The 24,476-nt window shown below is 51.6% G+C and carries 23 protein-coding genes and 1 other annotated feature; of the genes, 1 reads left to right on the forward strand and 22 read right to left on the reverse strand.

All coding sequences use genetic code 11. The features are described from left to right. Positions 1-278: 278 nt before the first annotated feature. The 10 genes from pyrE to lspA all read right to left on the reverse strand — a co-directional run bounded on the left by pyrE (position 279) and on the right by lspA (position 12,353). The gene (gene pyrE, locus NYE70_RS08635; RefSeq protein ID WP_211019768.1) at positions 279-920 is read right to left on the reverse strand and encodes an orotate phosphoribosyltransferase; all 642 of its coding nucleotides are present in this window, start codon (positions 918-920) and stop codon (positions 279-281) included. Next, positions 920-1,654 carry an orotidine-5'-phosphate decarboxylase gene (gene pyrF / locus NYE70_RS08640; protein WP_341045689.1) on the reverse strand — a complete coding sequence of 245 codons (735 nt, stop codon included), beginning with the start codon at positions 1,652-1,654 and terminating at the stop codon, positions 920-922. The genes pyrE and pyrF overlap by 1 nt, the downstream gene beginning before the upstream one ends. Before the next feature lie 78 nt (positions 1,655-1,732). Next, positions 1,733-4,945, reverse strand: a complete 3,213-nt coding sequence (carB, locus tag NYE70_RS08645; protein ID WP_211019770.1) for a carbamoyl-phosphate synthase large subunit — start codon at positions 4,943-4,945, stop codon at positions 1,733-1,735. Between the two features lies 1 nt (position 4,946). Then, positions 4,947-6,083, reverse strand: coding sequence for a glutamine-hydrolyzing carbamoyl-phosphate synthase small subunit (gene carA / locus NYE70_RS08650; RefSeq protein WP_290407968.1), 1,137 nt, complete (start codon positions 6,081-6,083; stop codon positions 4,947-4,949). 40 nt (positions 6,084-6,123) lie between these two features. Then, positions 6,124-7,416 carry a dihydroorotase gene (locus tag NYE70_RS08655; RefSeq protein WP_341045690.1) on the reverse strand — a complete coding sequence of 431 codons (1,293 nt, stop codon included), beginning with the start codon at positions 7,414-7,416 and terminating at the stop codon, positions 6,124-6,126. 87 nt (positions 7,417-7,503) lie between these two features. Beyond that, positions 7,504-8,415 carry an aspartate carbamoyltransferase catalytic subunit gene (locus NYE70_RS08660; RefSeq protein ID WP_211019773.1) on the reverse strand — a complete coding sequence of 304 codons (912 nt, stop codon included), beginning with the start codon at positions 8,413-8,415 and terminating at the stop codon, positions 7,504-7,506. After that, a complete protein-coding gene (gene pyrR, locus NYE70_RS08665; protein WP_211019774.1) occupies positions 8,415-8,960 on the reverse strand; it encodes a bifunctional pyr operon transcriptional regulator/uracil phosphoribosyltransferase PyrR in 546 nt (181 codons plus the stop codon). Before pyrR ends, NYE70_RS08660 begins: the two co-directional genes overlap by 1 nt. A 439-nt stretch (positions 8,961-9,399) precedes the next feature. Then, positions 9,400-10,656, reverse strand: coding sequence for an LL-diaminopimelate aminotransferase (locus NYE70_RS08670; protein WP_341045692.1), 1,257 nt, complete (start codon positions 10,654-10,656; stop codon positions 9,400-9,402). Between the two features lie 252 nt (positions 10,657-10,908). Continuing rightward, positions 10,909-11,859 (reverse strand): RluA family pseudouridine synthase, encoded by a 951-nt coding sequence (locus NYE70_RS08675; RefSeq protein ID WP_341045693.1) that lies wholly within the window; start codon positions 11,857-11,859, stop codon positions 10,909-10,911. Next, complete coding sequence (lspA, locus tag NYE70_RS08680) at positions 11,856-12,353, reverse strand: signal peptidase II (RefSeq protein WP_211019777.1); 498 nt, start codon at positions 12,351-12,353, stop codon at positions 11,856-11,858. The genes NYE70_RS08675 and lspA overlap by 4 nt, the downstream gene beginning before the upstream one ends. A 205-nt stretch (positions 12,354-12,558) precedes the next feature. On the opposite strand from lspA, the gene NYE70_RS08685 reads away from it, so the two are divergent. Beyond that, entirely contained in the window at positions 12,559-13,296 is a 738-nt protein-coding gene (locus tag NYE70_RS08685; protein WP_211019778.1) for a TraR/DksA C4-type zinc finger protein, read from the forward strand. Here the strand turns inward: NYE70_RS08685 and NYE70_RS08690 are convergent. The 12 genes from NYE70_RS08690 to spoIIGA all read right to left on the reverse strand — a co-directional run bounded on the left by NYE70_RS08690 (position 13,283) and on the right by spoIIGA (position 24,300). Further along, positions 13,283-13,597, reverse strand: coding sequence for a DUF5665 domain-containing protein (locus NYE70_RS08690; RefSeq protein ID WP_211020220.1), 315 nt, complete (start codon positions 13,595-13,597; stop codon positions 13,283-13,285). The two genes, NYE70_RS08685 and NYE70_RS08690, sit on opposite strands and share 14 nt — an antisense overlap. Positions 13,598-13,813: 216 nt before the next feature. After that, positions 13,814-16,915: an isoleucine--tRNA ligase gene (ileS, locus tag NYE70_RS08695; RefSeq protein WP_213653856.1), complete on the reverse strand. Its 3,102-nt coding sequence runs from the start codon at positions 16,913-16,915 to the stop codon at positions 13,814-13,816. Positions 16,916-16,968: 53 nt separating this feature from the next. After that, positions 16,969-17,244, reverse strand: a binding site (T-box leader). Positions 17,245-17,349: 105 nt separating this feature from the next. After that, positions 17,350-17,880 carry a DivIVA domain-containing protein gene (locus NYE70_RS08700; protein ID WP_211019780.1) on the reverse strand — a complete coding sequence of 177 codons (531 nt, stop codon included), beginning with the start codon at positions 17,878-17,880 and terminating at the stop codon, positions 17,350-17,352. 116 nt (positions 17,881-17,996) lie between these two features. Further along, complete coding sequence (locus tag NYE70_RS08705) at positions 17,997-18,779, reverse strand: YlmH family RNA-binding protein (RefSeq protein ID WP_211019781.1); 783 nt, start codon at positions 18,777-18,779, stop codon at positions 17,997-17,999. Positions 18,780-18,791: 12 nt separating this feature from the next. Continuing rightward, the gene (locus NYE70_RS08710; protein WP_280520356.1) at positions 18,792-19,070 is read right to left on the reverse strand and encodes a YggT family protein; all 279 of its coding nucleotides are present in this window, start codon (positions 19,068-19,070) and stop codon (positions 18,792-18,794) included. Between the two features lie 7 nt (positions 19,071-19,077). Next, positions 19,078-19,527 (reverse strand): cell division protein SepF, encoded by a 450-nt coding sequence (locus tag NYE70_RS08715; protein ID WP_211019782.1) that lies wholly within the window; start codon positions 19,525-19,527, stop codon positions 19,078-19,080. Then, on the reverse strand, positions 19,527-20,219 hold the full coding sequence (locus NYE70_RS08720) for a YggS family pyridoxal phosphate-dependent enzyme (protein WP_290407961.1): 693 nt from the start codon (positions 20,217-20,219) through the stop codon (positions 19,527-19,529). Before NYE70_RS08720 ends, NYE70_RS08715 begins: the two co-directional genes overlap by 1 nt. Positions 20,220-20,226: 7 nt before the next feature. After that, complete coding sequence (gene pgeF / locus NYE70_RS08725; protein WP_213653853.1) at positions 20,227-21,078, reverse strand: peptidoglycan editing factor PgeF; 852 nt, start codon at positions 21,076-21,078, stop codon at positions 20,227-20,229. 79 nt (positions 21,079-21,157) lie between these two features. Continuing rightward, positions 21,158-21,490 carry a YlmC/YmxH family sporulation protein gene (locus NYE70_RS08730; RefSeq protein WP_244861389.1) on the reverse strand — a complete coding sequence of 111 codons (333 nt, stop codon included), beginning with the start codon at positions 21,488-21,490 and terminating at the stop codon, positions 21,158-21,160. A 159-nt stretch (positions 21,491-21,649) separates the two neighbouring features. Further along, positions 21,650-22,432 (reverse strand): RNA polymerase sporulation sigma factor SigG, encoded by a 783-nt coding sequence (gene sigG / locus NYE70_RS08735; RefSeq protein WP_211019785.1) that lies wholly within the window; start codon positions 22,430-22,432, stop codon positions 21,650-21,652. 89 nt (positions 22,433-22,521) lie between these two features. Then, positions 22,522-23,244, reverse strand: coding sequence for an RNA polymerase sporulation sigma factor SigE (sigE, locus tag NYE70_RS08740; protein ID WP_211019786.1), 723 nt, complete (start codon positions 23,242-23,244; stop codon positions 22,522-22,524). Between the two features lie 57 nt (positions 23,245-23,301). Then, a complete protein-coding gene (gene spoIIGA / locus NYE70_RS08745; RefSeq protein WP_341045695.1) occupies positions 23,302-24,300 on the reverse strand; it encodes a sigma-E processing peptidase SpoIIGA in 999 nt (332 codons plus the stop codon). Between the last annotated feature and the right edge of the window lie 176 nt (positions 24,301-24,476).

A 24,476-nucleotide genomic window follows, 5' to 3' on the forward strand; every position in this document is an offset into this window, starting at 1 on the left:
TCTGATCGCAAACTAACGAACTCCAGCAACGTTATTTCAAGGTATTTTCGAGGATTTGAAATGTAAGGAACTCAGTAACTCTTATTTGATGAAATCCTATCCCATTTACAACAATACCGTCTAATTAGCGATACATAGATTCGTTAAATTCTGAAAATCGCTTTTTTTCGCTCAATAGCGTGTCTCAGATTCGTTAAGTTCACAACAAAAAAACCATGACCCTTCACGCAAATGCGTAAGGGCCATGGATCATAGACATCTATACACTAATCTTCGTTTTACTTGCCGAAGGAGGACGGATCCTCTCTCCAGGACTTCAGCAAAGCCAGATCCTCCGGCTTGATTTCGCCCCGCTCGATGGCAACGTCGATCAGCGCGCTGTAGTTGGACAAGGTTTGCAGCGGAATTCCTGCCGCTTTAAAGCCCTGTACCGCCTTGTCCAGCTGGTAGCTGAAAATCGCCAGCACGGCCAATGGCTCGGCGCCCGCTTCGCGGACAGCCTGGGCCGCCTTGATCGAGCTGCCGCCGGTCGAAATCAAATCCTCGATGACGATTACTTTTTGCCCTGGCTTGATCAGACCCTCGATTTGGTTCTCCTTGCCATGTCCTTTCGCTTTGTCGCGAATGTAGGCCATAGGGAGTCCCAGCTTCTGGGCCACGAATGCCGCATGCGGAATGCCCGCGGTCGCTGTTCCGGCGATCACCTCAGTGTCGGGGTAGGCATCACGAATCACCGCTGCAAAAGACTCTGCAACCAGGTCCCGGATGTCAGGATAGGACATCGTCAACCGATTATCGCAATAGATCGGCGATTTGATGCCGGAAGTCCAGGTAAAAGGTTCATGCGGACGAAGCGCTACCGCGCCGATGTCCAGCAAACGACCTGCCACTTGATTTGCAATCTGTTCAATATTGATCATTACTTCATCATCTCCTCAATGATTTGTTCCGCTGCCTCACGCGGTTGTGGCGCTCCCGTAATCGGACGTCCGACAACGATATAATCCGTACCCTGCCGCATCGCTTCTCCAGGCGTTAATGTGCGGGATTGATCTCCCGCACTGCTTCCCGCCGGACGAATGCCGGGGGTGACTGTAATGAACGAGGCTCCGCATTGTCCCTTTATTGCTTGTACTTCCAAAGGAGAAGCAACGACGCCATCCAGACCGGCTTCCTTAGTGAAAGCTGCATAGGACAAAACCGATTGCTCAACGCTGCCTTGGATGCCGATTTCCCGATTTAACGTGTCTTGATTTGTGCTGGTCAGTTGGGTTACCCCGATCAAAAGCGGCTTCTTCAATGATGCATCGCTTTCCAAAGCTGACATCACGCCTTCATAAGCGGCTGCCATCATCTTCAACCCGCCTGCCGCATGGACATTGAACATATCGACGCCAAGACGCGTGATGCTGTTCGCCCCGCCCTTCACCGTGTTGGGGATATCATGCATTTTCAGATCGAGAAACACCGAGTAGCCTTGCGATTTCAGTTCCTTCACAAAATCCGGCCCCGCAGTATAGAAAAGCTGCATCCCCACCTTCATGTAGCAAGGTATTCCCTTCAATGCTTGAATCGTTTCCCGGGCTTGTTCCGCGGAAGGGTAGTCCAGGGCAACCATCAGCCTGCCGGCAGCCTGTTCATATGACAACGCCATTTGTACTCCTCCAGTCATACTTGCGGCTCCGATGCGCAAGATGCATCCGGAGCCGCTATATTTTTTATCAGATTGCTGTTATAAGCTTGGCATAGCCTGGGAAGAGAAGTTGATCGTCTGCAGCATGTTCAGCAGGGCACGCACCGTATCCAGCGAGGTCATGCACACAATCCCGTTCTCTACAGCTTCCCGGCGAATCCGGAAGCCGTCGCGCTCAGGTTCTTTGCCTTTGGTCAACGTATTGATTACGAAGTGCGCCTCTCCATTGCGGATCAAATCCAGAATGTTCGGCACGCCCTCGGTCAGTTTGTGCACCGTAGTGACATGAATGCCCTCTTCGATCAATGCCGCTGCCGTTCCTTCTGTAGCGATGATCTTGTAACCCAGGTTGTAGAAGCCGCGCAGCAGCTCTACCGCTTCTTGTTTATCCTTATCCGCAACCGTAGCGATGATGGCGCCCGTGGTCGGGATTTTCATACCTGCACCGATCAGGCCTTTATATAGCGCCTTGGCATATTGCGGATCGCGGCCCATTACTTCGCCGGTCGATTTCATTTCCGGTCCGAGCGTAGGCTCGACGCGACGGAGCTTGGCGAAGGAGAATACCGGCACTTTGACCGAGACCTGATCGCTCTCCGGCCACAAGCCGTCTTCATAACCCAGTTCCTTCAGCTTCGTGCCAAGGATAGCCTTAGTAGCCACATTAGCCATCGGGATGTTCGTAACTTTGCTCAAGAAAGGAACCGTCCGCGAGGAGCGCGGGTTGACCTCGATCACATACACTTCATTCTTATAGATGACGAACTGAATGTTGACCAGACCGACCGTCTTAAGTTCCTTGGCTATTTTTGTAGTAATATCGACGATCTTATCTTTCAGTTCATCCGAAAGGTATTGAGGCGGATACACCGCGATCGAGTCACCGGAGTGAACCCCGGCCCGTTCGACATGCTCCATGATGCCCGGAATGAGTACCGTTTCACCATCGCAGATCGCATCCACTTCGACCTCTTTGCCAAGCATATAGCGGTCGATAAGCACAGGATGCTCCGGGTTGATGTTTACGGCTTCCTTCATGTATTTCAGAAGCTCCGCGTCGGAGTATACGATCTCCATCGCACGTCCGCCGAGGACGTAGGATGGACGCACCAGTACCGGATAACCGAGCGACTGCGCTGTGCCGACCGCTTCGTCAACCGAAGTCACCGTACTGCCTTTCGGCTGGGCGATACCCAGTCTGGACAGAAGAGCTTCGAACTTCTTCCGGTCCTCGGCCTCGTCGATGCTTTCGAGCGAAGTCCCGAGAATGTTTACTCCTGCAGCTTGAAGCGGCGCTGCCAGGTTGATGGCCGTCTGGCCGCCAAACTGTACGATAACGCCGACCGGCTTCTCCTGCTCGATGACGTTCATGACGTCTTCGAAGAAGAGCGGCTCAAAGTACAGCCGGTCCGATGTATTGAAGTCCGTAGACACTGTCTCCGGGTTGTTGTTGATAATGACAGCCTCGTATCCGGCCTTTTGAATCGCCCATACCGCATGCACGGTGGAGTAATCGAATTCGATACCTTGGCCGATCCGAATCGGTCCGGAGCCGAGCACGACGATTTTCTCTTTGTCCGTATGGATGACTTCATTTTCCGTTTCATACGTGGAGTAGTAGTAAGGCGTTGAAGCTTCGAATTCGGCAGCGCAGGTATCGACCATTTTGTAGACCGGACGAAGTCCTCTCTCCTTCCGGAACAACGTAACGCTTTGCTCCGTCAGATGAGTGCCTGAAGGCTGGCCAATGGCGCGCAGCTCAGCGATCGCTCGGTCCGTAAATCCGAGTCGCTTCGCTTCATACAGCGTTTCATAAGTCAGTTCGGATTCCGAAGCAATTTTGGCTTCGAATTGTACCAGACGTTCAATTTTGTCCAGGAACCACCAGTCAATTTGCGTCAGATCCTGAATTTGTTGCAGACTGTAGCCGCGGCGGAAAGCTTCGGCCACCAGGAACAGGCGCTCGTCGTCGGCCTTGATCAGGCGTTGGTCCAGAGTTTCCTTATCCAGTTCGTCCGCCCCTTTCAGGTACAGACGGTGCGTTCCGATCTCCAGCGAGCGAACCGCTTTGTGGATCGACTCTTCAAAAGTCCGGCCGATCGCCATGACTTCGCCCGTCGCTTTCATTTGCGTGCCGAGCTTACGGTTGGCGCTGACAAATTTATCGAACGGCCAGCGTGGAATTTTGCTGACGATATAATCGAGCGTCGGCTCGAAGCAAGCATAAGTTTGGCCGGTAACCGGGTTTACGATTTCATCCAGCGTATAACCCATTGCAATTTTTGCGGCCATTTTCGCGATTGGATAACCGGTTGCTTTGGACGCGAGCGCCGAGGAGCGGCTGACCCGCGGATTCACCTCGATGACATAGTACTGGAAGCTTTGCGGATCCAGTGCGAATTGCACGTTGCAGCCGCCTTCGATGTTCAAGGCACGGATGATCTTGAGCGAAGCGGAGCGCAGCATTTGATACTCCCGATCGGACAGCGTTTGGCTCGGAGCCACTACGATACTGTCTCCGGTATGTACGCCTACCGGGTCAAAGTTCTCCATATTGCAGACTACGATACAGTTATCGTTCGCATCGCGCATAACTTCATATTCGACTTCCTTCATGCCGGCGATTGATTTCTCGATCAGGCACTGACCGATCGGGCTGTAGCGGATCCCCGATGCGACGGTCTCTTTCAATTCTTCCAAGGTTGCGCAAATGCCGCCGCCTGTGCCGCCGAGTGTGTAGGCCGGACGAACGATCACCGGATAACCGATCTCTTCGGCAAAATTAAGGGCTTCGTCTACCGAAGTGATGATCGCACTTTCAGGCACCGGCTGTTCCAATTCACGCATCAGTTCGCGGAACAAGTCGCGGTCCTCCGCCTTCTCGATGGAGGTAAGCTGGGTTCCGAGCAGTTTTACATTTTCGCGCTCCAGTACGCCGGCGCGGGCAAGCTCCACCGCCATGTTGAGGCCGGTTTGACCTCCGAGCGTAGGCAAGAGCCCATCCGGGCGCTCCTGGCGAATAATTTGCGTAACGAATTCCAGAGTAATCGGTTCGATATATACTTTATCCGCCATGTTGGTGTCGGTCATGATCGTAGCCGGGTTACTGTTGATCAGCACCACTTCAACGCCTTCTTCTTTCAGCGCTTGGCAGGCCTGAGTACCGGCGTAGTCAAACTCCGCCGCCTGGCCGATAACGATCGGTCCTGAACCGATGACGAGGATCTTCTTAAGTTCTTTATTAATCGGCATATTACAGTACTCCTTTCGCTGCAGCCGTCAGTTCGGCTTGACGCGGCTTTTGAGGATTCAGCCGCTTGTGTTCTCTTATCATTTCGATAAAGCGGTCAAAAAGATAGCTGTTATCATAAGGTCCTGGCGCCGCTTCCGGGTGATATTGCACCGAGAAGGCAGGGTATTTGGCATGCTTGACGCCCTCAACCGTTTTGTCGTTATTATTGATGTGCGTAACGATCAAATCCGTTCCCGCAAGGGAGGCTTCGTTGACCGTATAACCATGGTTCTGGGATGTGATGTAGCAGCGGCCGGTTTCGAGGTCCTTCACCGGGTGATTTCCCCCGCGATGGCCGAATTTCAGCTTTTCAGTATCCGCTCCGCAAGCCAGCGACAGCAGCTGGTGCCCAAGGCAGATCCCGAAGATCGGATATTCACCGAGCAGCTCGGAGATTGTGTTCACCGCATAAGAAACATCCTTCGGATCCCCAGGCCCGTTAGAGAGCTGAATGCCGTCCGGATGCAGCCGGCGGATTTCTTCTGCCGTCGTGTCATGAGGGACGATAACGACGTCACAGTCACGCTTGTTCAATTCGCGGAGAATCCCGCTTTTCGCACCGTAATCGACGAGAACGATACGTTCTTTGGATCCTGGGCTGCTGTATACGTTAGGCGTCGAAGTCCGGGCAACCTGGTTGCGCAGTTCCTCGATGCTGGTCGATGCGATCATTTCTTGCAGTTCGGCCACGGATTTGGAGGAAGTCGTCAAAATCCCCTTCATCGTGCCATGCTGGCGGATAATCCGGGTCAGCATCCGCGTGTCGATATCGGTAATTCCAGGGATGCCGTATTCCTTCAGCAAATCCCCCAAGTTGTACTGCGCCCGCCAGTTGCTTGGCGTTGGCTCATAGCGGCGGACAACAAACCCGTGGATCGAAGGGACGATCGATTCAAAATCATCCCTCGAAATTCCATAGTTTCCGATCAGCGGATAAGTCATTGTTACAATCTGTCCGCAGTAAGAAGGATCAGACAATACTTCCTGGTAACCTGTAATTCCTGTATTAAAAACGACCTCTCCGGTGCTTTCGGCTTCCGCGCCGAACGATTTCCCGGTGAACAATGTGCCGTCTTCCAACAATAATCTTGCCTGCATCCTGCAGCACTCCTTTACGTAATCTATTTATAATTGCTGATTATTCGCTCCAAACCACTTTGCCGGACACGATCGTCGTTACCGGCCAGCCTTTCAATTTCCATCCGCCGAACGGCGTGTTACGGCCCTTGGAGGCAAAGTCCTCCGGGTTGACGTCCTTCTCCAGATCCAGGTCCACGATCGTCAAATCGGCTGGTGCCCCTGGTGCTAATCGTCCCGTTTCCAGTCCGAATACGCGGGCCGGATCGGCCGTCATCCGCTGTACCAGCATCTCCAGGCTCCAGCGGCCTTCCGCGACGAACTTGGTATAAAGCAGCGGGAACGCCGTTTCAAAACCGACGATTCCGAATGGAGCAAGCTGCATTCCTTTAGCTTTTTCATCCTCGCTGTGCGGAGCGTGGTCCGTTACGACAATGTCGATCGTCCCATCCTCCAGCGCCTGGATGCATGCCTCCACATCGCGTCTTGAGCGCAGCGGCGGGTTCATTTTCCAATTGGCGTCCAGACCGGGAATATCCTCTTCCGCAAGAATCAGGTGGTGAGGGCAAACCTCGGCGGTCACGTTGATTCCGATCTCTTTCGCTTGACGGATCAGCCGGATGGATTGCTCCGTGCTGACATGGCATACATGGTAATGTACCCCGGTAGCTTCCGCCAGCAGGATGTCCCTTCCGACATGGATCGCTTCCGACTCGTTCGGGATTCCTTTCAGCCCGTGGCGCTTAGCGAATTCCCCTTCGGCTACCGGCGCGCCTTCGACGAGGGAATTATCCTCGCAGTGAGCGATGACCGGCATATCCATCGATGCGGCAAGAGTCATCGCATCCTTCATCATCTGCGCGTTTTGCACACCTACGCCGTCATCGGTGAACCCGATCGCGCCCGCCGCTTTCAAGGCCGCAAAATCCGTCAACTCGCGTCCCAACTCGTTTTTCGTAATGGCCGCATAAGGGAGCACATGAACCAACCCGGCTTCCTTCGCTTTGTCCAGTACAAAGGAAACGACTTCGGGGCTATCCGTTACCGGCCTTGTATTCGGCATGCAGGCGATCGTCGTGAATCCGCCCTTTGCAGCCGAGCGCGATCCGCTTTCGATCGTTTCTTTATGTTCAAATCCGGGCTCCCGCAGATGGACGTGCATGTCGATGAATCCCGGCGTCACCAGTTTGCCTGCGGCATCAATGACTTGAGCCTCCGCAGCCGGCTGATCTGCTGCGGTTTCTCCGGCGGCATCCGTAATTTTCACAATTACTCCGTCCGCCACCATGATGTGCTTGCTTTCCAGTTCTCCTTTTTCATTCAATACACTGGCATTTCGAATTATAAGTTGCATGGATGAAACCTCCGCTTGTTCTTTTGCAATCTTTGAAATCCAATTACCTTCTATGGTAAGAATCGTTACCTATATATGAATCGATGCCTATTTCATCGCTCGTTCCATAACCGCCATCCGGATGGGTACCCCATTCGACATTTGTTTAAAGATCCGCGATTGCGGATGTTCCACCACTGCGTCATCGATTTCTACGTTCCGATTGATGGGAGCTGGGTGCATGATGATCACATGCGGGGCAAGACCCGCTGCACGCTCCTCCGTAAGCCCGTACTCCAGACGATATTGCTCGGCGGATTTCAGCAATCCTTCGGCATGACGTTCCAGCTGTACCCGCAGCATCATGACTACATCGGCGCAGAGCGCCTCGTCCATGGATACATAGGGAGCTTCCGCCGCAAGTTCCGGAGCCCGCATGCTGTCCGGCGCGCACAATTTGACTTCAGCACCGAATTTCTGCAAGGCCCACAGGTTCGAGCGGGCTACCCGGCTGTGTTTAATGTCACCGATAATCGACACCTTAAGTCCCTTCAATTCTCCGAAATGCTTCTTCATCGTGTACAAGTCAAGCAAAGCTTGCGTCGGATGTTCGTTATTCCCGTCACCGGCATTCACTAGCGGTATGTTTACTCTGGTGGCCAATTCGGCCAACATGCCGACCGGCTTAAGCCGAATCACGCCTGCATCGATTCCCATTGATTCCAAAGTGCGCACCGTGTCGTAAATGGATTCGCCCTTTTCGACACTAGATACGGCGGCTGAGAAGTTCAGAACCTCCGCTCCCAGTCTTTTCTCGGCCATTTCAAACGAGAACCGAGTACGCGTGCTATTTTCAAAAAACATGTTCGCTACAAAACGATCTTTCAGTACGGGAATCACTTTCTCGTCCCGGCTTTCCCAATACGCCGCCCGGTCCAGAATCGAACTAATTTCCGAGGCGCTGAGCTCTTTTAGCCCAAGTAAGCTGCGTTCCTTCAAAGTGGATGCGGTCATTGTCATCACTGTTCCCCCCGCTGCTGCAAAATCCGGACTTGATCGTTACCGTCGCTTTCCTGAAGCAATACTTCGATTTCTTCAGCCTTGGAGGTCGGTACATTCTTTCCGATATAATCCGGCCGGATCGGCAGTTCGCGGTGTCCCCGGTCTACAAGTACAGCGAGTTGAATTGATTCCGGTCTTCCCGCGTCCATGATGGCATCCATCGCCGCACGGATCGTCCGGCCGGTATATAGAACGTCGTCGAACAAAATGACTTTTTTGTTATGAATCGGCACAGGGAAAGCTGCGTGCTCTGTTCCCCGCTCTTGAGCGGCGCGGTCATCGCGGTAAGCCGTTACATCCAGCTCAAACCATGGCATTGGCGTCCCTTCGATATTTTCGAGTCTTTCAGCAAGCCGTTTCGCTAAAAATACGCCGCGAGTTTTAATCCCGGCCAGTACACAGCCTTCAATTCCATTGTTACGCTCCAGGATTTCATGGGCCACTCTGGTAAGGGCACGGCGAATGGCTATTTCATCCATAATAATATGACTCTCGGTGCTCATTGGAACTGCCTCCTCAGGATAAATTATCCAGATTCCGTGATAAGCCACAAAAAAACTCCTTGCCTGATTCGGGCAAGGAGTCTCTAGTCACAGGTTTAAGCCATGACTGTCATGCGGATTCAGGGTATGCATTGCCGCAGCAATGGTCATAATGTTCCCCAAATCCTCATTCACGTTACCTTGCCAGCCTCACGGGACTGAATTAAAGGTTCATATTGATTTACATGAATTATGACAGAATGCGGCCTGACTGTCAAGACAACCACCCTTGGATAATTATCCCTGGCTGAAATCGATGTCGGCATCCTTGTTCCTTAATAAAGAGCAGCGAAAGTTTTCCTGCTAATAAATATACATTATAATTAATATTTATTCAATCCATTTTTGCGGGTCTGCATAGAAAAAACCGCCCGGCTGCTTGCCGGACGGTTCCAGATCATTATTCAAATATGAACTTCACATCGCCAAGACGGCGTTTGATTTCCGAGATGACCCTCTCTTCTTCCACAGCTCCGCTTGCCGCGAACGTAACCGAAAAGCGAACGTAAGGCCCGGCATCATCCCAAGGAACCGTCGAAATCAGTTTCTCCCGGATCAGGTATTGAGCAAAATCCTCCGCCGTCGCAAATGACGGTCCGCCTTCGACCCCTTTCGGAGCGGCTACGTAGAGGAAGAACGAGCCTTTCGGTTTTTTGGCCTTGAACCCGAGTTCATTCAGCGCGGCAACCAGCAGATTGTGGCGGCGCGAGTATTTTTCGGCAATCCGCTCCGTGATTTCAGGATGGGCTAAACCATATGCTGCCGCTTTCTGTATGGCAATGAACTGGCCGGAATCGTTATTATCCTTCACATCGCTGAATGCTTTTACAATCAGAGGGTTCCCGGCCACAAATCCGATTCTCCAACCGGTCATATTGTAAGATTTCGATAAGGAGTGCAGCTCGACGCCTACATCCTTTGCTCCGGGTATGGATAGAAAACTGAGCGGCTTCAATCCGTCATAGGTTAAAGCGGCGTAAGGAGCGTCATGCACGACAACCACATTAAATTTACGAGCCCATTCCACCACTTCCGCAAAGAACTCCGCCGTGGCGCTTGCGCCTGTCGGATTGTTCGGATAGTTCAGATAGAGCAGCTTGGCCTTGCGGGCAATCTCTTCGGGAATCGAAGCTAGGTCCGGCAAAAAATGATTTTCTTCCGTCAACGGTACCGTGTACACTTCACCGCCAAGATATTTCGTATGCGTCCCAAGAATCGGATAGCCCGGTACCGTCATAATCGTAATGTCTCCAGGGTTAATAAAACAGGATGGCAGCATCGCGAGAGCCGGCTTAGAGCCGATGGAATGCACGATTTCCATATCCGGATCGATTCCCGTTACGCCGAAGACCTCTTGAAGATATAGGGCTGCAGCCGATTTGAATTCGGCAATTCCATTGTCCGCGTAGCCGCGGTTCTCCGGTTTGGCCGCTTCCTCAGCCAGCTTTGCTACGATCCCGGGATCCGCCATTTCGTCAGGTTCGCCGACGCCCATATCAATCAATTCCACATCGGGAAAATCTCTTTTTGCCGCTGCTTTTGCGCGTTTGATTTTTTCAAATTTATAAATGGCGGTATCCTTCCCATAGTCGGCTCCTCCGATACGATCGGCAAATTGACGCTGGATATATGTCTCTTGATATAATTCTATACTCATAAAATGTCCATTCCCTTCTTCAAAATCTCCCTTGTCTGGTCCTTTTTCTTATATCCAGCTTAAATGGAATCGGGGTTTTTGGAGAATGGATTATTCACCGGATCGTTTGTACTTATCGACTTTATAAGATAACTATCGAAGTGGATGTGGTACCGGATTAAGCCAATCAAAAAGAGCATCCTTCGTTCCAATTTGCACAAAATGCACGTTTGGAAAAGGATGCTCTCAATGGATCAGTCATTGAATATTCGATTAACGATTACGCAGGGAATGCAGCAGATCCTCCATATCGCCCGGAATCGGTGCGCTGAACTCCAGGTATTCTCCGCTTGATGGATGGACAAATCCCAGCACTGCGGCATGCAGCGCCTGCCCGGGCAACTTAAGGCTGCCCTTACTCCGCCCGTACAATGGATCTCCTACCAGCGGATGCCCTATAAATTTCATATGCACACGGATTTGATGCGTTCGCCCGGTCTCCAATTTAAGCTCCAGCAGCGTATAGTCGCCAAAACGTTCCGCCACTTGAAAATGCGTGACCGCTTCCTTGCTGTTCCGCTCGATCACCGTATACATTTTGCGGTCATGGGGATCCCGTCCGATCGGAGCGTCAACCGTTCCCTGGTCGTGACTTACATTCCCGTGAACCAGGGCGTAATACTTGCGGGTCACCGAATGCTCCTTCAGCTGAGCGGCCAAAGATGCATGGGCCTTATCATTTTTGGCGGCCATCAACAAACCTGAAGTGTCTTTATCGATGCGGTGTACGATGCCCGGTCGAAGTTCCCCGTTAATGCCCGATAAGTCCTTGCAATGAAACATCAGCGCATTCACCAGAGTTCCCGAGGAATGTCCCGGGGCCGGATGTACCACCATCCCGCGGTCCTTGTTTACGACAATGACATCCGCGTCTTCATAATACACATCAAGCGGAATATCTTCAGGTACAATTTCTACCGACTCTGCTTCCGGGACGGTCAATGTAATGACGTCCCCCTCGGCGATTTTATAATTTGCTTTGATGCGGCCGCCGTTGACGAGAATGTCCCCGTTTTCGATCCAAAGCTGAATCTGGCTCCGGGAGTACTCCTCGCCTACCTGGGCTTTAATATACTTGTCGATTCGATCCTTCGCTGCACCGGCATCCGCCGTCCATTCTGCATTTCCGTCTTCAGGATCAAAGAAAGGCTTGTCCAATATCATACTTGCTCCTCTTGCTCATGTTTAGTCAACTGTTGTTGTTTTTCTCTGCGAATTTCCAAAATGGAATCCAAAACGATGAGACATACCCCGATCACAATACAGGAGTCCGCCACGTTAAAAATCGGAAAGGTGTAAGTGCCAAAATTGAATTGAAGGAAATCGACGACTTCGCCGCTTACGGCCCGGTCGAGGAAATTCCCCACGGCTCCGCCCAATACGAGCGACAGCGCGGTAGGCAGCAGCTTGTTGCCCGACGACTTCACTTTTTGCAAATACCAGATGATACCCACAACAACGACAGTCGTAATCACGATAAAAAACCAACGCTGCCCTTCCAGTATCCCGAATGCCGCCCCCGTATTCCGGTGGGAAGTAATCAGGAAAAAGTCGCCGATGACCGGAATTTGTTCCCCGATCGTTAAACCGGACGCAATCAGATATTTCGTTCCTTGGTCGATTAAAAACACAATTAATGCAATCAGAAAATAGATCACGCGGGAATTCACCTCGTTTTTTCGTTAGACTGCCGAAAGAATGCGACAGAATGTTCCACTTCTAAGACCTGTATATTGTAGCACAGCCGCAATTCACCCGTCCATGCACGAAAGGATTTTCCTTAGGTAAAACGTCATGCTTCTGCGCAAAATAGCTTTACGGCAAAATACCCAAACGATTTCTTTCCGGAAAGGAGAACCTTTCATGCCACACCTGACGAAGCAGCAACTGGCGGAGCTGAAATCGGACCTTGAAACGGCCCGTGACGAAACGTATCGAATGCTTGAGGAAAAGGATCATTACGGACTTCGCGGTTCCCTGCGGGATAATACGAGCGAGTTGTCCTCCATCGACAACCACCCTGCCGATATCGGAACCGAAATGTTTGAACGCGGCAAAGACCTGGCATTGAACGAGCATGATGAACTGCGGCTGACCCGGATCAACGGAGCCCTGGACCGGATGGCCGAAGGGACTTACGGATATTGTCAAACTTGCAAAGAGCCCATCAGCTTCGAACGCCTGAAGGCCGTACCTGAAACGGCTTACTGCGTTGATGATAGCCCTCAATCCTTTGTTTCGGCAAAACGGCCGATCGAGGAACTGTTTCTGGCACCACCTTTTGGCCGTACGAGCCTTGACGAGCATGAGGATCAGAACGGCTTTGACGGCGAGGACGCTTGGCAAATCGTCGAAGGCTTTGGGACATCCAACTCGCCGGCGCTTGCCGAAGATAACGAAATCGATGACTACAACGACATGGAAATCGAAGCCTCGGAAGAGCTTGACGGGTTTGTCGAGCCATACGAAACATTTGTCGCGACCGACATCTATGGAGAGAACGTCGTTTTTTACCGGAACGGATTATACAGAAAGCATATGCAGGCCACGGAACATCTGGATAGCGAGGACTCTTTGGGCACAGGATCTAATAAGTATTGAGTTCAAGCTGTCTTTGTACGATCCGTACGATGTCCGCGATATAATCGCCGATAATCGGCAGGTTAAGCGCGCCCAGTACCTGAAGGACATAAATGATCGTTGCCGCAAAAAAAGTAAAGCCGATCGCAATGCCGACCCCTCTTGCCGTGCCGGATAACAAATTCAGCCAAATTAGACGCCATGGCCGGTTTAGCAGTTCCGTGTATTCGGCAATTCTGGATCTTTCCAACTGCCTGGTCCAGCTCAAGGTTAGCCGGTAAATAGCGCTCATCTGCTCTTCGGGCGTCTGGGGAATCGGCATTTGAGGGTCTTCCGGCGGTGATTCGATTTTAGTTTTACCGTTCTTTCTTCGACGCTTCATCGGCACCTCCGCAAAAATGAAACGAGCCCGGGCGGACTCTTTCGAAATGAAAGAATGCCTCACCCAAGCTCGTTTCTTCTTGGTTAATCCTAGTATGACCGCTGGACTTGCGCTCCATACAACGGATAAACCTTATTCCTTTATGCGGAACTTCCTTTATGCCAAAATATAAACTCCGATTTTTTTACCGCCCAAATCTACGGTTTCTCCTTGGCCTTCCGCGGTTCCAAAGGTTACGTCTGTAATGAGCACGTTCTCCCGCAGCACCTGTTCAAAAGCCTGGATGGCAGCTTTAAGCTCGTCGTCGACATCCAAGGTCAAATGCACTCTCTTTTCGATCGGAAGATCGAGCTTTTTACGTGTGTCCTGTACGGCGCGAACCACCTCACGCACCCATCCTTCCTGCTCCAGCTCAGGAGTGATGTCGGTATTCAGCGCAACGGTAATCCCGTACCCGGATGCGGAGGCAAATCCCGCTTTCGCCTGTTTTTCGACAAGGAGTTCCTCTGCGGTAACAGACAGTTCCTCACCTTCAGGAGAAGTAACGTTCACTTTGCCGTTCTCCACGACTTTACGGGTTTCCTCGGCAGCCATACCTTTAAGAAAGCCTTGCAGAAAGCCGACGTTCTTGCCGTACTTCTTCCCGGCCACTTTGAGGTTCAGCTTTAATGTAAAATCAACGAACCCGCTGTCGCTGGTCTCCAGTTCGATCGCCTTCACGTTGATTTCTTCCTTGATGATCTCCTCATACTCGTTCAAAGCCACATCACGATCCATGGATACGATCAGGCTCGACAACGGCTGACGGGTTTTGATGCCGGTTTCGTTGCGGACGTTACGGGCCAATTCAACGATTTGCCGCGCGCTTTCCATATCCGCTTCCAGCGTAAGATCGATCAGAGATTCGTCCGCCTTCGGATAATCTGCCAGATGGACGCTTTCTCCGCCTCCCAGGTTCGTAAAGATATCTTCGGACAGCATCGGCGTAAATGGAGCCATCAGCTTGGACAGCGAGAGCAGCACGTTGATCAGCGTCTGGTAGGCGGATACTTTGTCTTCGCCCAGGCCGCTGCCCCAGAAACGGTCGCGCGACCGGCGGATATACCAGTTGCTCAGCTCGTCGATGAAAGATTCGATTGCTCTGGAAGTATTCACAAAGTCATTTACGGCCAATCCTTTGTCTACGACCAGGATCAGGCTGTTCAAACGGGACAGGATCCAGCGGTCCAGCTTATTCGCGGATGGGCGGAATGCATGCTCTTCCGGCTTGAAGCCGTCAATGCCGGCATACAGCGTCAAGAAGGCATGGGTATTAACCAGCGTATCCACCACTTTCGATTTCGCTTCCGCCACGATACCCTTGGAGAAGCGCTTGCTGTTCCACGGTGCACTGTCGGAAAGCAACGCCCACCGGAATGCATCTGTGCCGAACTCCTTGATGATATCCCAAGGGTCGATAACATTGCCCTTCGACTTGGACATCTTCTGTCCGTTCTCGTCCAGTACGTGACCGGTTGCGATAACGGCCTTGTAAGGCGCTTTACCCGTAAACAGGGTGGATACGGCCAGCAGGCTGTAGAACCAGCCCCGTGTCTGGTCAATCCCTTCGCAAATCATGTCCGCAGGGAATTGGTCCTTAAAGGTATCTTCGTTCTCAAACGGATAGTGATGCTGAGCGAAAGGCATCGAGCCGCTGTCGAACCAGACGTCGATCACTTCGCTCGTCCGTTCCATGATCCCATCTTCGCAGTGAGGACATTTCACTTTCACTTCATCCACATACGGTTTGTGAAGCTCCAGCTCCGGACTGACCTCTCCTACCGCATGAGCGCGAAGCTCGGCTAAGCTATGCGGCGCGAACTGCTTCCCGCAGTCGTTGCTTTGGCAAACCCACACATTAAGCGGAGTACCCCAGTAGCGGTTTCGGCTGATGTTCCAGTCCACCAGTTCCTCCAGGAACTTTCCGAACCGGCCTTCCCGGACATGCCCTGGATACCAAGTCACGGAGTTGTTGTTGGCGATCAATTGATCCTTGACCGCTGTCGTTTCAATGAACCAGCTGTCCATTGCGTAATACAGCAGCGGAGATTTGCAGCGCCAGCAGAACGGGTAGCTATGCTCGTATTTTTCCTTGCTGTATAGTGTGCCCTTCTCGGACAGCATTTTTACGATATCCAGATCGCAATCTTTAACGAAGCGTCCGGCAAAATCGCTAACCGTATCCGTATAACGGCCTTGCCCGTCCACGACGCTGACGAAGCTGATCCCGTTTTCGCGGCAGGTCTTGTAGTCGTCTTCCCCGTGTGCCGGAGCCATATGAACGATACCGGTACCGCTGGCATCCGTTACGAACGAAGCGCCTACGATGACGTTTACTTTATCCGCTTGGATGTAACTGAAAGGCGGCGAATAAGTTTTGCCGACCAGATCGGATCCCTTAACGACCGATTCCACGGTGTAGTCGCCCTTCATGACTTTTTCGACAAGGTTCTTGGCGACGATGTATACGCCATCCTCTTGTTTTACTTTGGCATATTCCATGTCCGGATTGACGGCCAAGGCAACGTGAGCCGGCAAAGTCCAAGGCGTAGTCGTCCAGGCAAGTACGTATTCGCCTGTATCATGGAGCTTGAATTTTGCGGTCGCACTCAGGTCCTTCACGTCCTCGTAACCTTGCGCCACTTCATGCGAGCTAAGCGAGGTTTGGCAGCAAGGGCAGTAAGGGCTGACCCGGTGACCCCGGTAAAGCAAGCCCTTCTCGTGAATGGTAGCCAAAATGTTCCACACGCTCTCAATGTAGTTGTTGTCGAGCGTGATGTACGGATCATCAAGGTCGGTCCAGTAAGCGATCGCTTCGGTAAAATCACGCCATTGTTTTTCGTAACCGAATACGCTGGCCTTACATTTTTTAACGAATTCCTCAATCCCGTATTTCTCGATTTCCTGCTTGCCGGAAATGCCCAATTCTTTCTCAACGCCAAGCTCGACGGGAAGACCGTGCGTATCCCATCCGGCTTTACGAACAACACGGTATCCTTTCATGGTCTGGTAACGGCCGACAAAATCCTTGATGACGCGTCCCAGCACGTGACCGATATGAGGAAGTCCGTTAGCGGTCGGAGGTCCTTCATAGAACACATAGTTCGGACGGCCTTCCCGGTTTTCGATACTGCGCTTGAACGTATTCTCGCTGTTCCATTTGTCCAGGATACGCAGGTCGCGCGTGCGGGCCTGTTCTTTGATATCGACTTTTTTCATTCCTGATACTTCCCTTCAACAAAATTCTTGTAAAATCAAAAAAGCCCCGTCCCAAAAGGGACGAGACTTGACCTCGCGATACCACCCTTGTTTCAAGCCGGTCACGGTTAATACATCTCCGTAGTCAGCATGACACCTTGATCCCATACGCTTCATATGGGTCCGGTATAACGGCCGGCTGCCGGCATAGCTTACGCTTTCCCTGCGGAAATTCAGCTAGGCTTCTCCGGGACGATCTTCCGTCGGCGTCTTGAACATTGGCTTTCAGCAAAATGCCAACTCTCTGGGGGACAACATCGCCGCGTACTGGTTCCCATCATCAAATCAATATAGGGAATTCACAAACACAACTTACAATATGTTATTATTTATAACTTATTTCCCAGGGGAATGTCAACCTAAGTGCAGCCTAATCGACGCAGATTGAATTTTTACTAATAAATCTCTTTCACTTCGCGGTCACGGTCGCGTTCACGTTCACGTTCTTGTTCGAAAGAACGCTCGCGGTTCTCAAGTGACTCCCACCCGTCGTGGCTCAAGAGGTCCAGTTGGGCTTCCACCAACGTACGGAAACGGGCGCGGTAGATCGAGGCCTGCTTTTTCAACTCCTCGACTTCCATTGCGATTTTGCGCGATTTGGAGAGCGATTCATTAACGATCCGGTCCGCATTCTTCTCGGCTTCCTTCACGATAAGCTGCGCTTCTTTCTTCGCGTTGTTCTTCACTTCATCGGCCGCCTCTTGCGCGACTATGATCGTCTTGCTAAGCGTCTCTTCAATATTGGAGAAATGATCCAGCTTCTCTTGCAGCGAGAACAGCTGATTGTGCAGCTCTTTGTTCTCCCGGATCACGATTTCATAATCTTTGATGACCTGGTCGAGGAATTCGTTCACTTCGTCTTCATCATAGCCGCGAATGCGTCTCGAAAACTCCTTATTATGTATATCCAGCGGTGTTAGTGGCATGATCCGCACCTCCTATTATATTTAAACCTTCCCCTCCGGGAAGCCTGTCTCCAGAACTCTCATTTTATGCGTAGGTAGTTAATTTCGACAAGAATTGCCGATCTCCTGCAAAGAGATCATACAAATTTACCGATTTTTACACGGAGTCTGCCTTTTTTTGTCATGCCATCACATTCGAGCACCTTGAAACGTCCAAAGCCCTGCAAAGCGACGATGTCGCCCGCCTTCAACATTTTGGACGGATCCTCCTCCGTCCTCCAATTCACCCGGCAACGTCCGGCCTTGATCGGCACCAGCACCTTGCTCCGGCTAAGCCGGTAAACATCGCCGGCGATGCCGTCTAAACGTAAAGAAGCCACCGTCAGATCCAGCGGCTCAAGCTCGGCTTCCGCCGTTTTGAGTGAATCTAAATCCATGATATCGGTCATAACGCCAACCCGGTGTACTTGGTGCAGATTCATGCTTAAAAAGGAGGATATTTCTTCCGCGACGATGACATGGCAGCCGTCCTCCCGAACGTGAATATCACCGATTTTCTCCCGCTTAAGCCCAAGCCCGAGCACGGCTCCGAGGTAATCCCCATGCTGCAAAGAGGCCAGTCTCTGGTCATCCGAGGTAATGCTCATTACTTTCATCCGCATCGGTTCCTCGTCCAAGTCCCGGTAATCCGGGGCCACGAGAGCACGCTGCCGCTCTGCACCATTATAACCGCCGTCCAACCGCAGAGCGGCATCAGGATGGCGGTTGACCAGTGTTTGCAATATGAAGCTCTGCCGCGGATCCAAAAAGTCGGTAAGCTTGACTTCATGATAATCCCCGGCGTTTACAACCCATTCCCAGGCCCGATCTACAAACGGACGTTCTTCCGGCTTAAAATGTTCATAAATGTCTGGTCTCATAGTCGATCCACGCTATATACCAAAAATATAACCCAGCACGGCGATGAGGCCGACTTTGGCTAAACGCAGCGCATACAAGGCCACGATTGGCGAGAAGTCGATCATTCCCATCAGCGGAGGAATAAACCGCCGGAAAGGAGATAGATAAGGTTCAACCAGCTTTCCGAGCAGATCGCCGATGAAACTCTCCCGTGCGTTAGGCACCCAAGACATCAGGATGTAAATAAGAATCATATAAAAATAAATATTAAACAACAAATTAACAATACTTTCGATTGTGCCGCTTCCCAAGCTGTCTTCACCTCATTCTGTTGTAATCGGAATCCTCGGTCAGTATTTCGGTAATCGCTCCCTGAATTTCCACGGTATCCGGCGTACACAGAAAAATATTGCCGCCAATCTTGGAAATGCTGCCGCTCAGCGCATAAATCGTGCCGCTCAGAAAGTCGATAATCCGCATCGCCTGGTCGTTGCGAACCCTTTGCAGGTTGACTACGACACTCCGGTGAGAACGCAAATGATCCGCAATCTCTTGCGCTTCATCATAAGAGCGCGGTTCATAAAGAATCACCTTGACGTTCTTTTGCGAATGAATGCTGACCACGTTGCTTCCCTTCTGGTTTCTACGGGTTTCAAAGCTCGGGGTTTCAAATTCGGGCTCATCTTGTCCCGGAAAAGTTTCGCGTTCCACGATTTCTTCCTCTTCCTGCAGGCCCAAGAAGTTCATGAACCGGTTCATTACTCCCATTACGTCTCTTCCCCTTTCCCTACTAAAAGAGTACCGAGGCGCACCCAGGTCGCCCCTTCTTCAATCGCCACTTCAAAATCGCCCGACATGCCCATGGACAATTCCGTAATCGGCTCCTTTGTCACGCCCTTGGCGTTCAACTCATCCCTCAATTCGCGCAGTCTGCGGAATACGGGTCTTGTCCGCTCGGGGTCTTCCTCCTCCGGTGCCATCGTCATCAGTCCGATAATCCGAATATGAGGATACTGCTCCGCTTCGCGAAGGAAGGCTTCGGCTTCTCCCGGGGTAATCCCCTGTTTGGAAGTCTCTCCGGAAACGTTGACCTGCAAAAACACGTTGACCGTGGCGCCCGCCGCTGCGGCGCGCTTGTCCAGTTCCTGGGCCAGCGAAAGCCGGTCCAGAGAATGAATATATTGAAATTTCCCTACGACGTCCTTGACCTTTCTGCTCTGGAGATGGCCGATAAAATGCCAGACTCCTTGTCCGCCAAGCGCCTCCCATTTCGGCACCGCCACACCCGGGCGATTCTCTCCCAAATGGGTAATTCCGCTCTCCAGGACGGAGCGGGTCATCTCGGTTGTCACATACTTGGTCACGGCGATAACCGTGACCTCCCCGGGATTTCTTCCGCTTCGGTCACAGGCCGCCCGGATCCGTTCTTCTACATGCTGTATCCGTTCTTTAAGTGACAAGAAGGGATCACCTCTCTTTCAAACCAACCCAGCTGGCCATTCGCCCGGTCACCCCGTTATGTTTACGGTAAGAGAAAAACCGGTCGCTCTGACAGCTTGTACACCAAGATGTACATTCGATATGTGTCGGCAATATTCCTGCTTTTATCATAATAATTCGATTCATTTCTTTCAAGTTCAGCATGCTTCGGTCTTCCCGGACAGAGGAAACCGCAATTTTCGGCTCCCATTCCTCTCTTGGAATTCCCGCGAAGGCCTCCCGGACTTTCCCCATCACATGCTCATCCACCTCATAGCAGCACTCCCCTATGGATGGGCCGATCGCCGTCCGGATATCGCTCCTGAGGCTTCCGTATTCCTGCTCCATCTTGGCGATGACCGCTTCTGCGATCCGGCCAACAGTCCCTTTCCAGCCCGCGTGTGCCAAACCTACCGCCCGGTGTACGGGATCAACGAAATAGAGCGGGACGCAATCGGCATAAAAAGAAGTCAGCAGCACATTAGGAACGTTAGTTACGAGACCGTCAGTTGCCTGAAATGCACTGTCCCGGTCGCGGAACCCTTTTCCGATATCCTCTTCCCTGACGACTGCGACGTCCACGCCGTGCACCTGCTCGCCGCAGGTCCAGGTTTCCGCCGGGAAACCTAAAGCACCGGCCAGTCTTCTCCGATTCTCCAGCACCGTTTCGGGATCATCGTCGACATGATACGCCAAATTCAGACTATCGTACGGTGCTTCCCCGACACCACCTGCACGGCCGGAGAACCCTGCGCTTAATCCCGGTACAAGGCTCTCCCATACCTTTAGTTCATATTGTTCAGGAATATCCTGTCTAGGATTCCAAATAAACGGCTCCATCATCCATCTCCCCCTGATGTTTGTCTCTCCACAGTTTAACACATCTGCCTCTCGCGAGTCCCCTGCGGTTATACGGCCATTAACGGCGATCGGCCCGCCCATCCCGGTCGATATAAACCGTTGTCTCATAAGAAGGCTGTATCCGGGATTCCCTCAATTCCTCCATCTTGACGAGGACGACGTCGGAGCCGATCTTCACGATATTTTTCCAGGGAATAATCAGATCGGTTCCGTTTCCGAATAGCCCGAGAAACTTGGTGCTTGCCGGTACGACGATCGCCTCGATCACGCCCTGCCGCAAATCCAGCTCAAGATCGCTAATATGCCCTAACCGCTTGCCGTCCACCACATTGATGACGTCTTTGGTTTGAAAATCCGATATCTTCATGCTTGCTCTGACCACATTGTCCATCCATCATCGCCCCCTGACTGCCGAATGCTATCCCTATACTATATGAGCGGCAGCTTCAAAACATTAAAGCCTACCGACAAGATGTTAAAGAAAACGGCAGCCCTTCCTCGCTCCCCTGTCCCAATGACGAAAAAAAGGCCCCGAAGGGCCTTGCAGAGTTCACGACTTTACATGCTTCTGCATTTGTAGGATGGCGGATTTCTCGAGCCTGGATACCTGAGCCTGGGAGATGCCGATCTCGTCAGCTACCTCCATCTGGGTCTTGCCTTCGAAGAATCGCATCGACAGAATCATCTTCTCCCGTCGTCCCAACCGCTGCATCGCTTCCCGCAGGGCGATCTCCTCAATCCACGAGACGTCCTTATTCCTGTCGTCGCTGATCTGATCCATGACATAGATGGGATCGCCCCCGTCATGGTAGATCGGTTCGAACAGGGATACCGGATCTTGAATAGCGTCGAGCGCGAATACGACATCCTCCTTCGGAAGACCGAGCGCCTCCGATATTTCAAAAATCGTCGGTTCCCGGGAATTTTTGTTCGTCAGGCTGTCGCGCATCTGCAGTGCCTTATAAGCGATGTCCCGCAGACTCCGCGATACGCGGATCGGGTTATTGTCCCGGAGGTAACGGCGGATTTCCCCGATGATCATCGGCACCGCATAGGTCGAAAATTTGACGTTCTGCGATAAATCAAAATTATCGATGGCTTTCATGAGTCCGATGCAGCCGACTTGGAACAGGTCGTCCACAAACTCCCCCCGATTGTTGAACCGCTGGATGACACTCAGTACGAGTCTGAGGTTGCCATTCACTAACTTTTCTCTGGCTGATCTTACGTGGTCCTGCTGCAAAGAGTGGAACAATTCACGCATTTCCGCATTGGTTAGAACGGGCAATTTTGCGGTATCAACCCCGCAAATCTCGACTTTGTTTCGGGTCATCAAGTCTACCTCCCAAGGAGAAACATTAATGATCATTATCTCCCGGGACTGTATTTTTATTCCTGAAAAAAGTACATGCCCGCTCCGGGCTACACCATCTTATTGAATTCCTTACGCAGCCGTTTAATGATCCTTTTTTCAAGACGCGAAATATAAGACTGGGAAATTCCAAGCAAATCCGCTACGTCTTTTTGCGTCTTTTCATCGCCGTCGACAAGGCCGAAGCGAAGCTCCATGATCATCCGTTCACGCTCGCTCAGCTTATCAAGCGCCTTATGAAGCAGCTTGCGGTCGACCTGTTCCTCGATGTTACGGTATATCGTGTCATTCTCCGTCCCTAGTACGTCGGAAAGAAGAAGTTCATTTCCATCCCAATCGATATTCAGCGGTTCATCGAAGGATACTTCTGTCCGGATTTTGCTGTTCCGGCGCAAATACATCAATATTTCATTTTCGATGCAGCGGGACGCATAGGTCGCGAGCTTGATTTTTTTCTCGGGATCAAACGTGTTGACCGCCTTGATAAGTCCAATCGTGCCGATCGACACAAGGTCCTCGATGTTAATGCCCGTGTTCTCAAATTTTCTGGCGATATATACGACCAGCCGGAGATTCCGTTCGATCAGCATCGCCCGGATTGCGGCATCCCCGGTCGTCAGCCGCTGCAGCAAATATTCTTCTTCCTCGCGCGTCAATGGAGGCGGCAGCGCTTCGCTTCCGCCGATATAATAGATTTCTTCGCTTTTCAGTCCGAATAAAAATAATAAACGGTAGTACTGCAGCTGCAGCATCATTTTCCATTTTACACGCATGGCTTATTTTTCCTCCCATATTCCATTCCCGTATTCATGAAGTTCCTAACCCCAGACTCATACACCGGCGTGAGACCGCGCTCCTTGATCCGGTTTCCCGTTGCCGAAGCTCTTCCGATCCGTTCCGCTCTCCTCGGCCTCCCCGGCTAATGACGGATGAATGATGGCCCGATACGCTCCTTCCGAAGACAGACTTCCCCCGTCCAGTCCGACAAGGACACGCGTATTCCTGATTTCCCGGCCTTCCAGCATAACGGTCACTTCATCCGGTTTCAAAGCGACCATAAACTGTGAACCTCTGTTCAATCCGCGATAAGGAACCAGTCTCAGCCGGTCCCGCCAAGGAAACTCCTCATCCTCCGACCATTCCAGAATAAGGTTGTCCGCCTGACTCCCGGCCTCGAGTCCTTTTAAGGAGCCCGGCAAAAATTCACTCCATAACGAAGTCTCCATCACCATTACCGGCAGCCGGCTCAGCGGATCGGTCAATTGATTGCCGGTATCGATCAGTCCGGTGCAGCAAATCTCCGCCTCTCCGATCCGGACCTTTACCTCCGCAAGATAAGTGGAGATCAATTCCTGCCTTCGTCTTGATGAAATCACCAGTTTGAACCAAATCAATACGGCGAAAAAAACGAAGAGCACAAACAAGGTACCGATTTGCAGCGAGAATCCCATGCCCCCGGAAGCGGAATACCAAATTCCATTCCAAAGGTCGCCGGAGCTCTGGAGCAAATAATGTATCCCCAAAATTCCACCGGCTGCCGCAAAATTGACGATGTAGAATGCCCCTAAATTCCGCAAATAGTTTTGCAGACTGCCAAAACCGAAGGCGATCCATAACATGACGACGGAAAACAGAAATTTCACCAAAAAAGTGAACAGAAACGACAGTTCGGGCAAGAACATCATAACTACGTAGGACGCCCCGACCGCCGCGGAAAGCAACAGCCGCCAAACGACGACTTTCCGTTTCCGCATCCACGCTGTTACGGCCAGAAGACTTCCGTCGATCAGCAGGTTCATCAAAAAAATCAGATCGAGATAAACGACCATGCTTCATCACCTGCCTGAACCTGTTCTCTACTAGAATCTACCTGCCTATAACGTGGAGATGGTTCTCAGTATATAGACTTCCATATGTAAAGTCTGTCTAAAATTGAAAGCGGGAGCCCACTAATTTTGTCGACAGCCAAGAATGATATAACTTAAAAATAGAAAAACCGGCTCAA

Source organism: Paenibacillus sp. FSL R5-0407 (assembly GCF_038009185.1).
Lineage (GTDB): Bacteria > Bacillota > Bacilli > Paenibacillales > Paenibacillaceae > Fontibacillus > Fontibacillus vini.

Excerpts from the sequence above, each read along its gene's own strand:
- pyrE (WP_211019768.1), bottom strand. The coding sequence starts at position 920 with ATGATCAATATTGAACAGATTGCAAATCAAGTGGCAGGTCGTTTGCTG.
- pyrF (WP_341045689.1), bottom strand. The coding sequence starts at position 1,654 with ATGGCGTTGTCATATGAACAGGCTGCCGGCAGGCTGATGGTTGCCCTG.
- carB (WP_211019770.1), bottom strand. The coding sequence starts at position 4,945 with ATGCCGATTAATAAAGAACTTAAGAAGATCCTCGTCATCGGTTCAGGA.
- carA (WP_290407968.1), bottom strand. The coding sequence starts at position 6,083 with ATGCAGGCAAGATTATTGTTGGAAGACGGCACATTGTTCACCGGGAAA.
- NYE70_RS08655 (WP_341045690.1), bottom strand. The coding sequence starts at position 7,416 with ATGCAACTTATAATTCGAAATGCCAGTGTATTGAATGAAAAAGGAGAA.
- NYE70_RS08660 (WP_211019773.1), bottom strand. The coding sequence starts at position 8,415 with ATGACAATGACCGCATCCACTTTGAAGGAACGCAGCTTACTTGGGCTA.
- pyrR (WP_211019774.1), bottom strand. The coding sequence starts at position 8,960 with ATGAGCACCGAGAGTCATATTATTATGGATGAAATAGCCATTCGCCGT.
- NYE70_RS08670 (WP_341045692.1), bottom strand. The coding sequence starts at position 10,656 with ATGAGTATAGAATTATATCAAGAGACATATATCCAGCGTCAATTTGCC.
- NYE70_RS08675 (WP_341045693.1), bottom strand. The coding sequence starts at position 11,859 with ATGATATTGGACAAGCCTTTCTTTGATCCTGAAGACGGAAATGCAGAA.
- NYE70_RS08685 (WP_211019778.1), top strand. The coding sequence starts at position 12,559 with ATGCCACACCTGACGAAGCAGCAACTGGCGGAGCTGAAATCGGACCTT.
- NYE70_RS08690 (WP_211020220.1), bottom strand. The coding sequence starts at position 13,597 with ATGCCGATTCCCCAGACGCCCGAAGAGCAGATGAGCGCTATTTACCGG.
- ileS (WP_213653856.1), bottom strand. The coding sequence starts at position 16,915 with ATGAAAAAAGTCGATATCAAAGAACAGGCCCGCACGCGCGACCTGCGT.
- NYE70_RS08700 (WP_211019780.1), bottom strand. The coding sequence starts at position 17,880 with ATGCCACTAACACCGCTGGATATACATAATAAGGAGTTTTCGAGACGC.
- NYE70_RS08705 (WP_211019781.1), bottom strand. The coding sequence starts at position 18,779 with ATGAGACCAGACATTTATGAACATTTTAAGCCGGAAGAACGTCCGTTT.
- NYE70_RS08715 (WP_211019782.1), bottom strand. The coding sequence starts at position 19,527 with ATGGGAGTAATGAACCGGTTCATGAACTTCTTGGGCCTGCAGGAAGAG.
- pgeF (WP_213653853.1), bottom strand. The coding sequence starts at position 21,078 with ATGGAGCCGTTTATTTGGAATCCTAGACAGGATATTCCTGAACAATAT.
- NYE70_RS08730 (WP_244861389.1), bottom strand. The coding sequence starts at position 21,490 with ATGGACAATGTGGTCAGAGCAAGCATGAAGATATCGGATTTTCAAACC.
- sigG (WP_211019785.1), bottom strand. The coding sequence starts at position 22,432 with ATGACCCGAAACAAAGTCGAGATTTGCGGGGTTGATACCGCAAAATTG.
- sigE (WP_211019786.1), bottom strand. The coding sequence starts at position 23,244 with ATGCGTGTAAAATGGAAAATGATGCTGCAGCTGCAGTACTACCGTTTA.
- spoIIGA (WP_341045695.1), bottom strand. The coding sequence starts at position 24,300 with ATGGTCGTTTATCTCGATCTGATTTTTTTGATGAACCTGCTGATCGAC.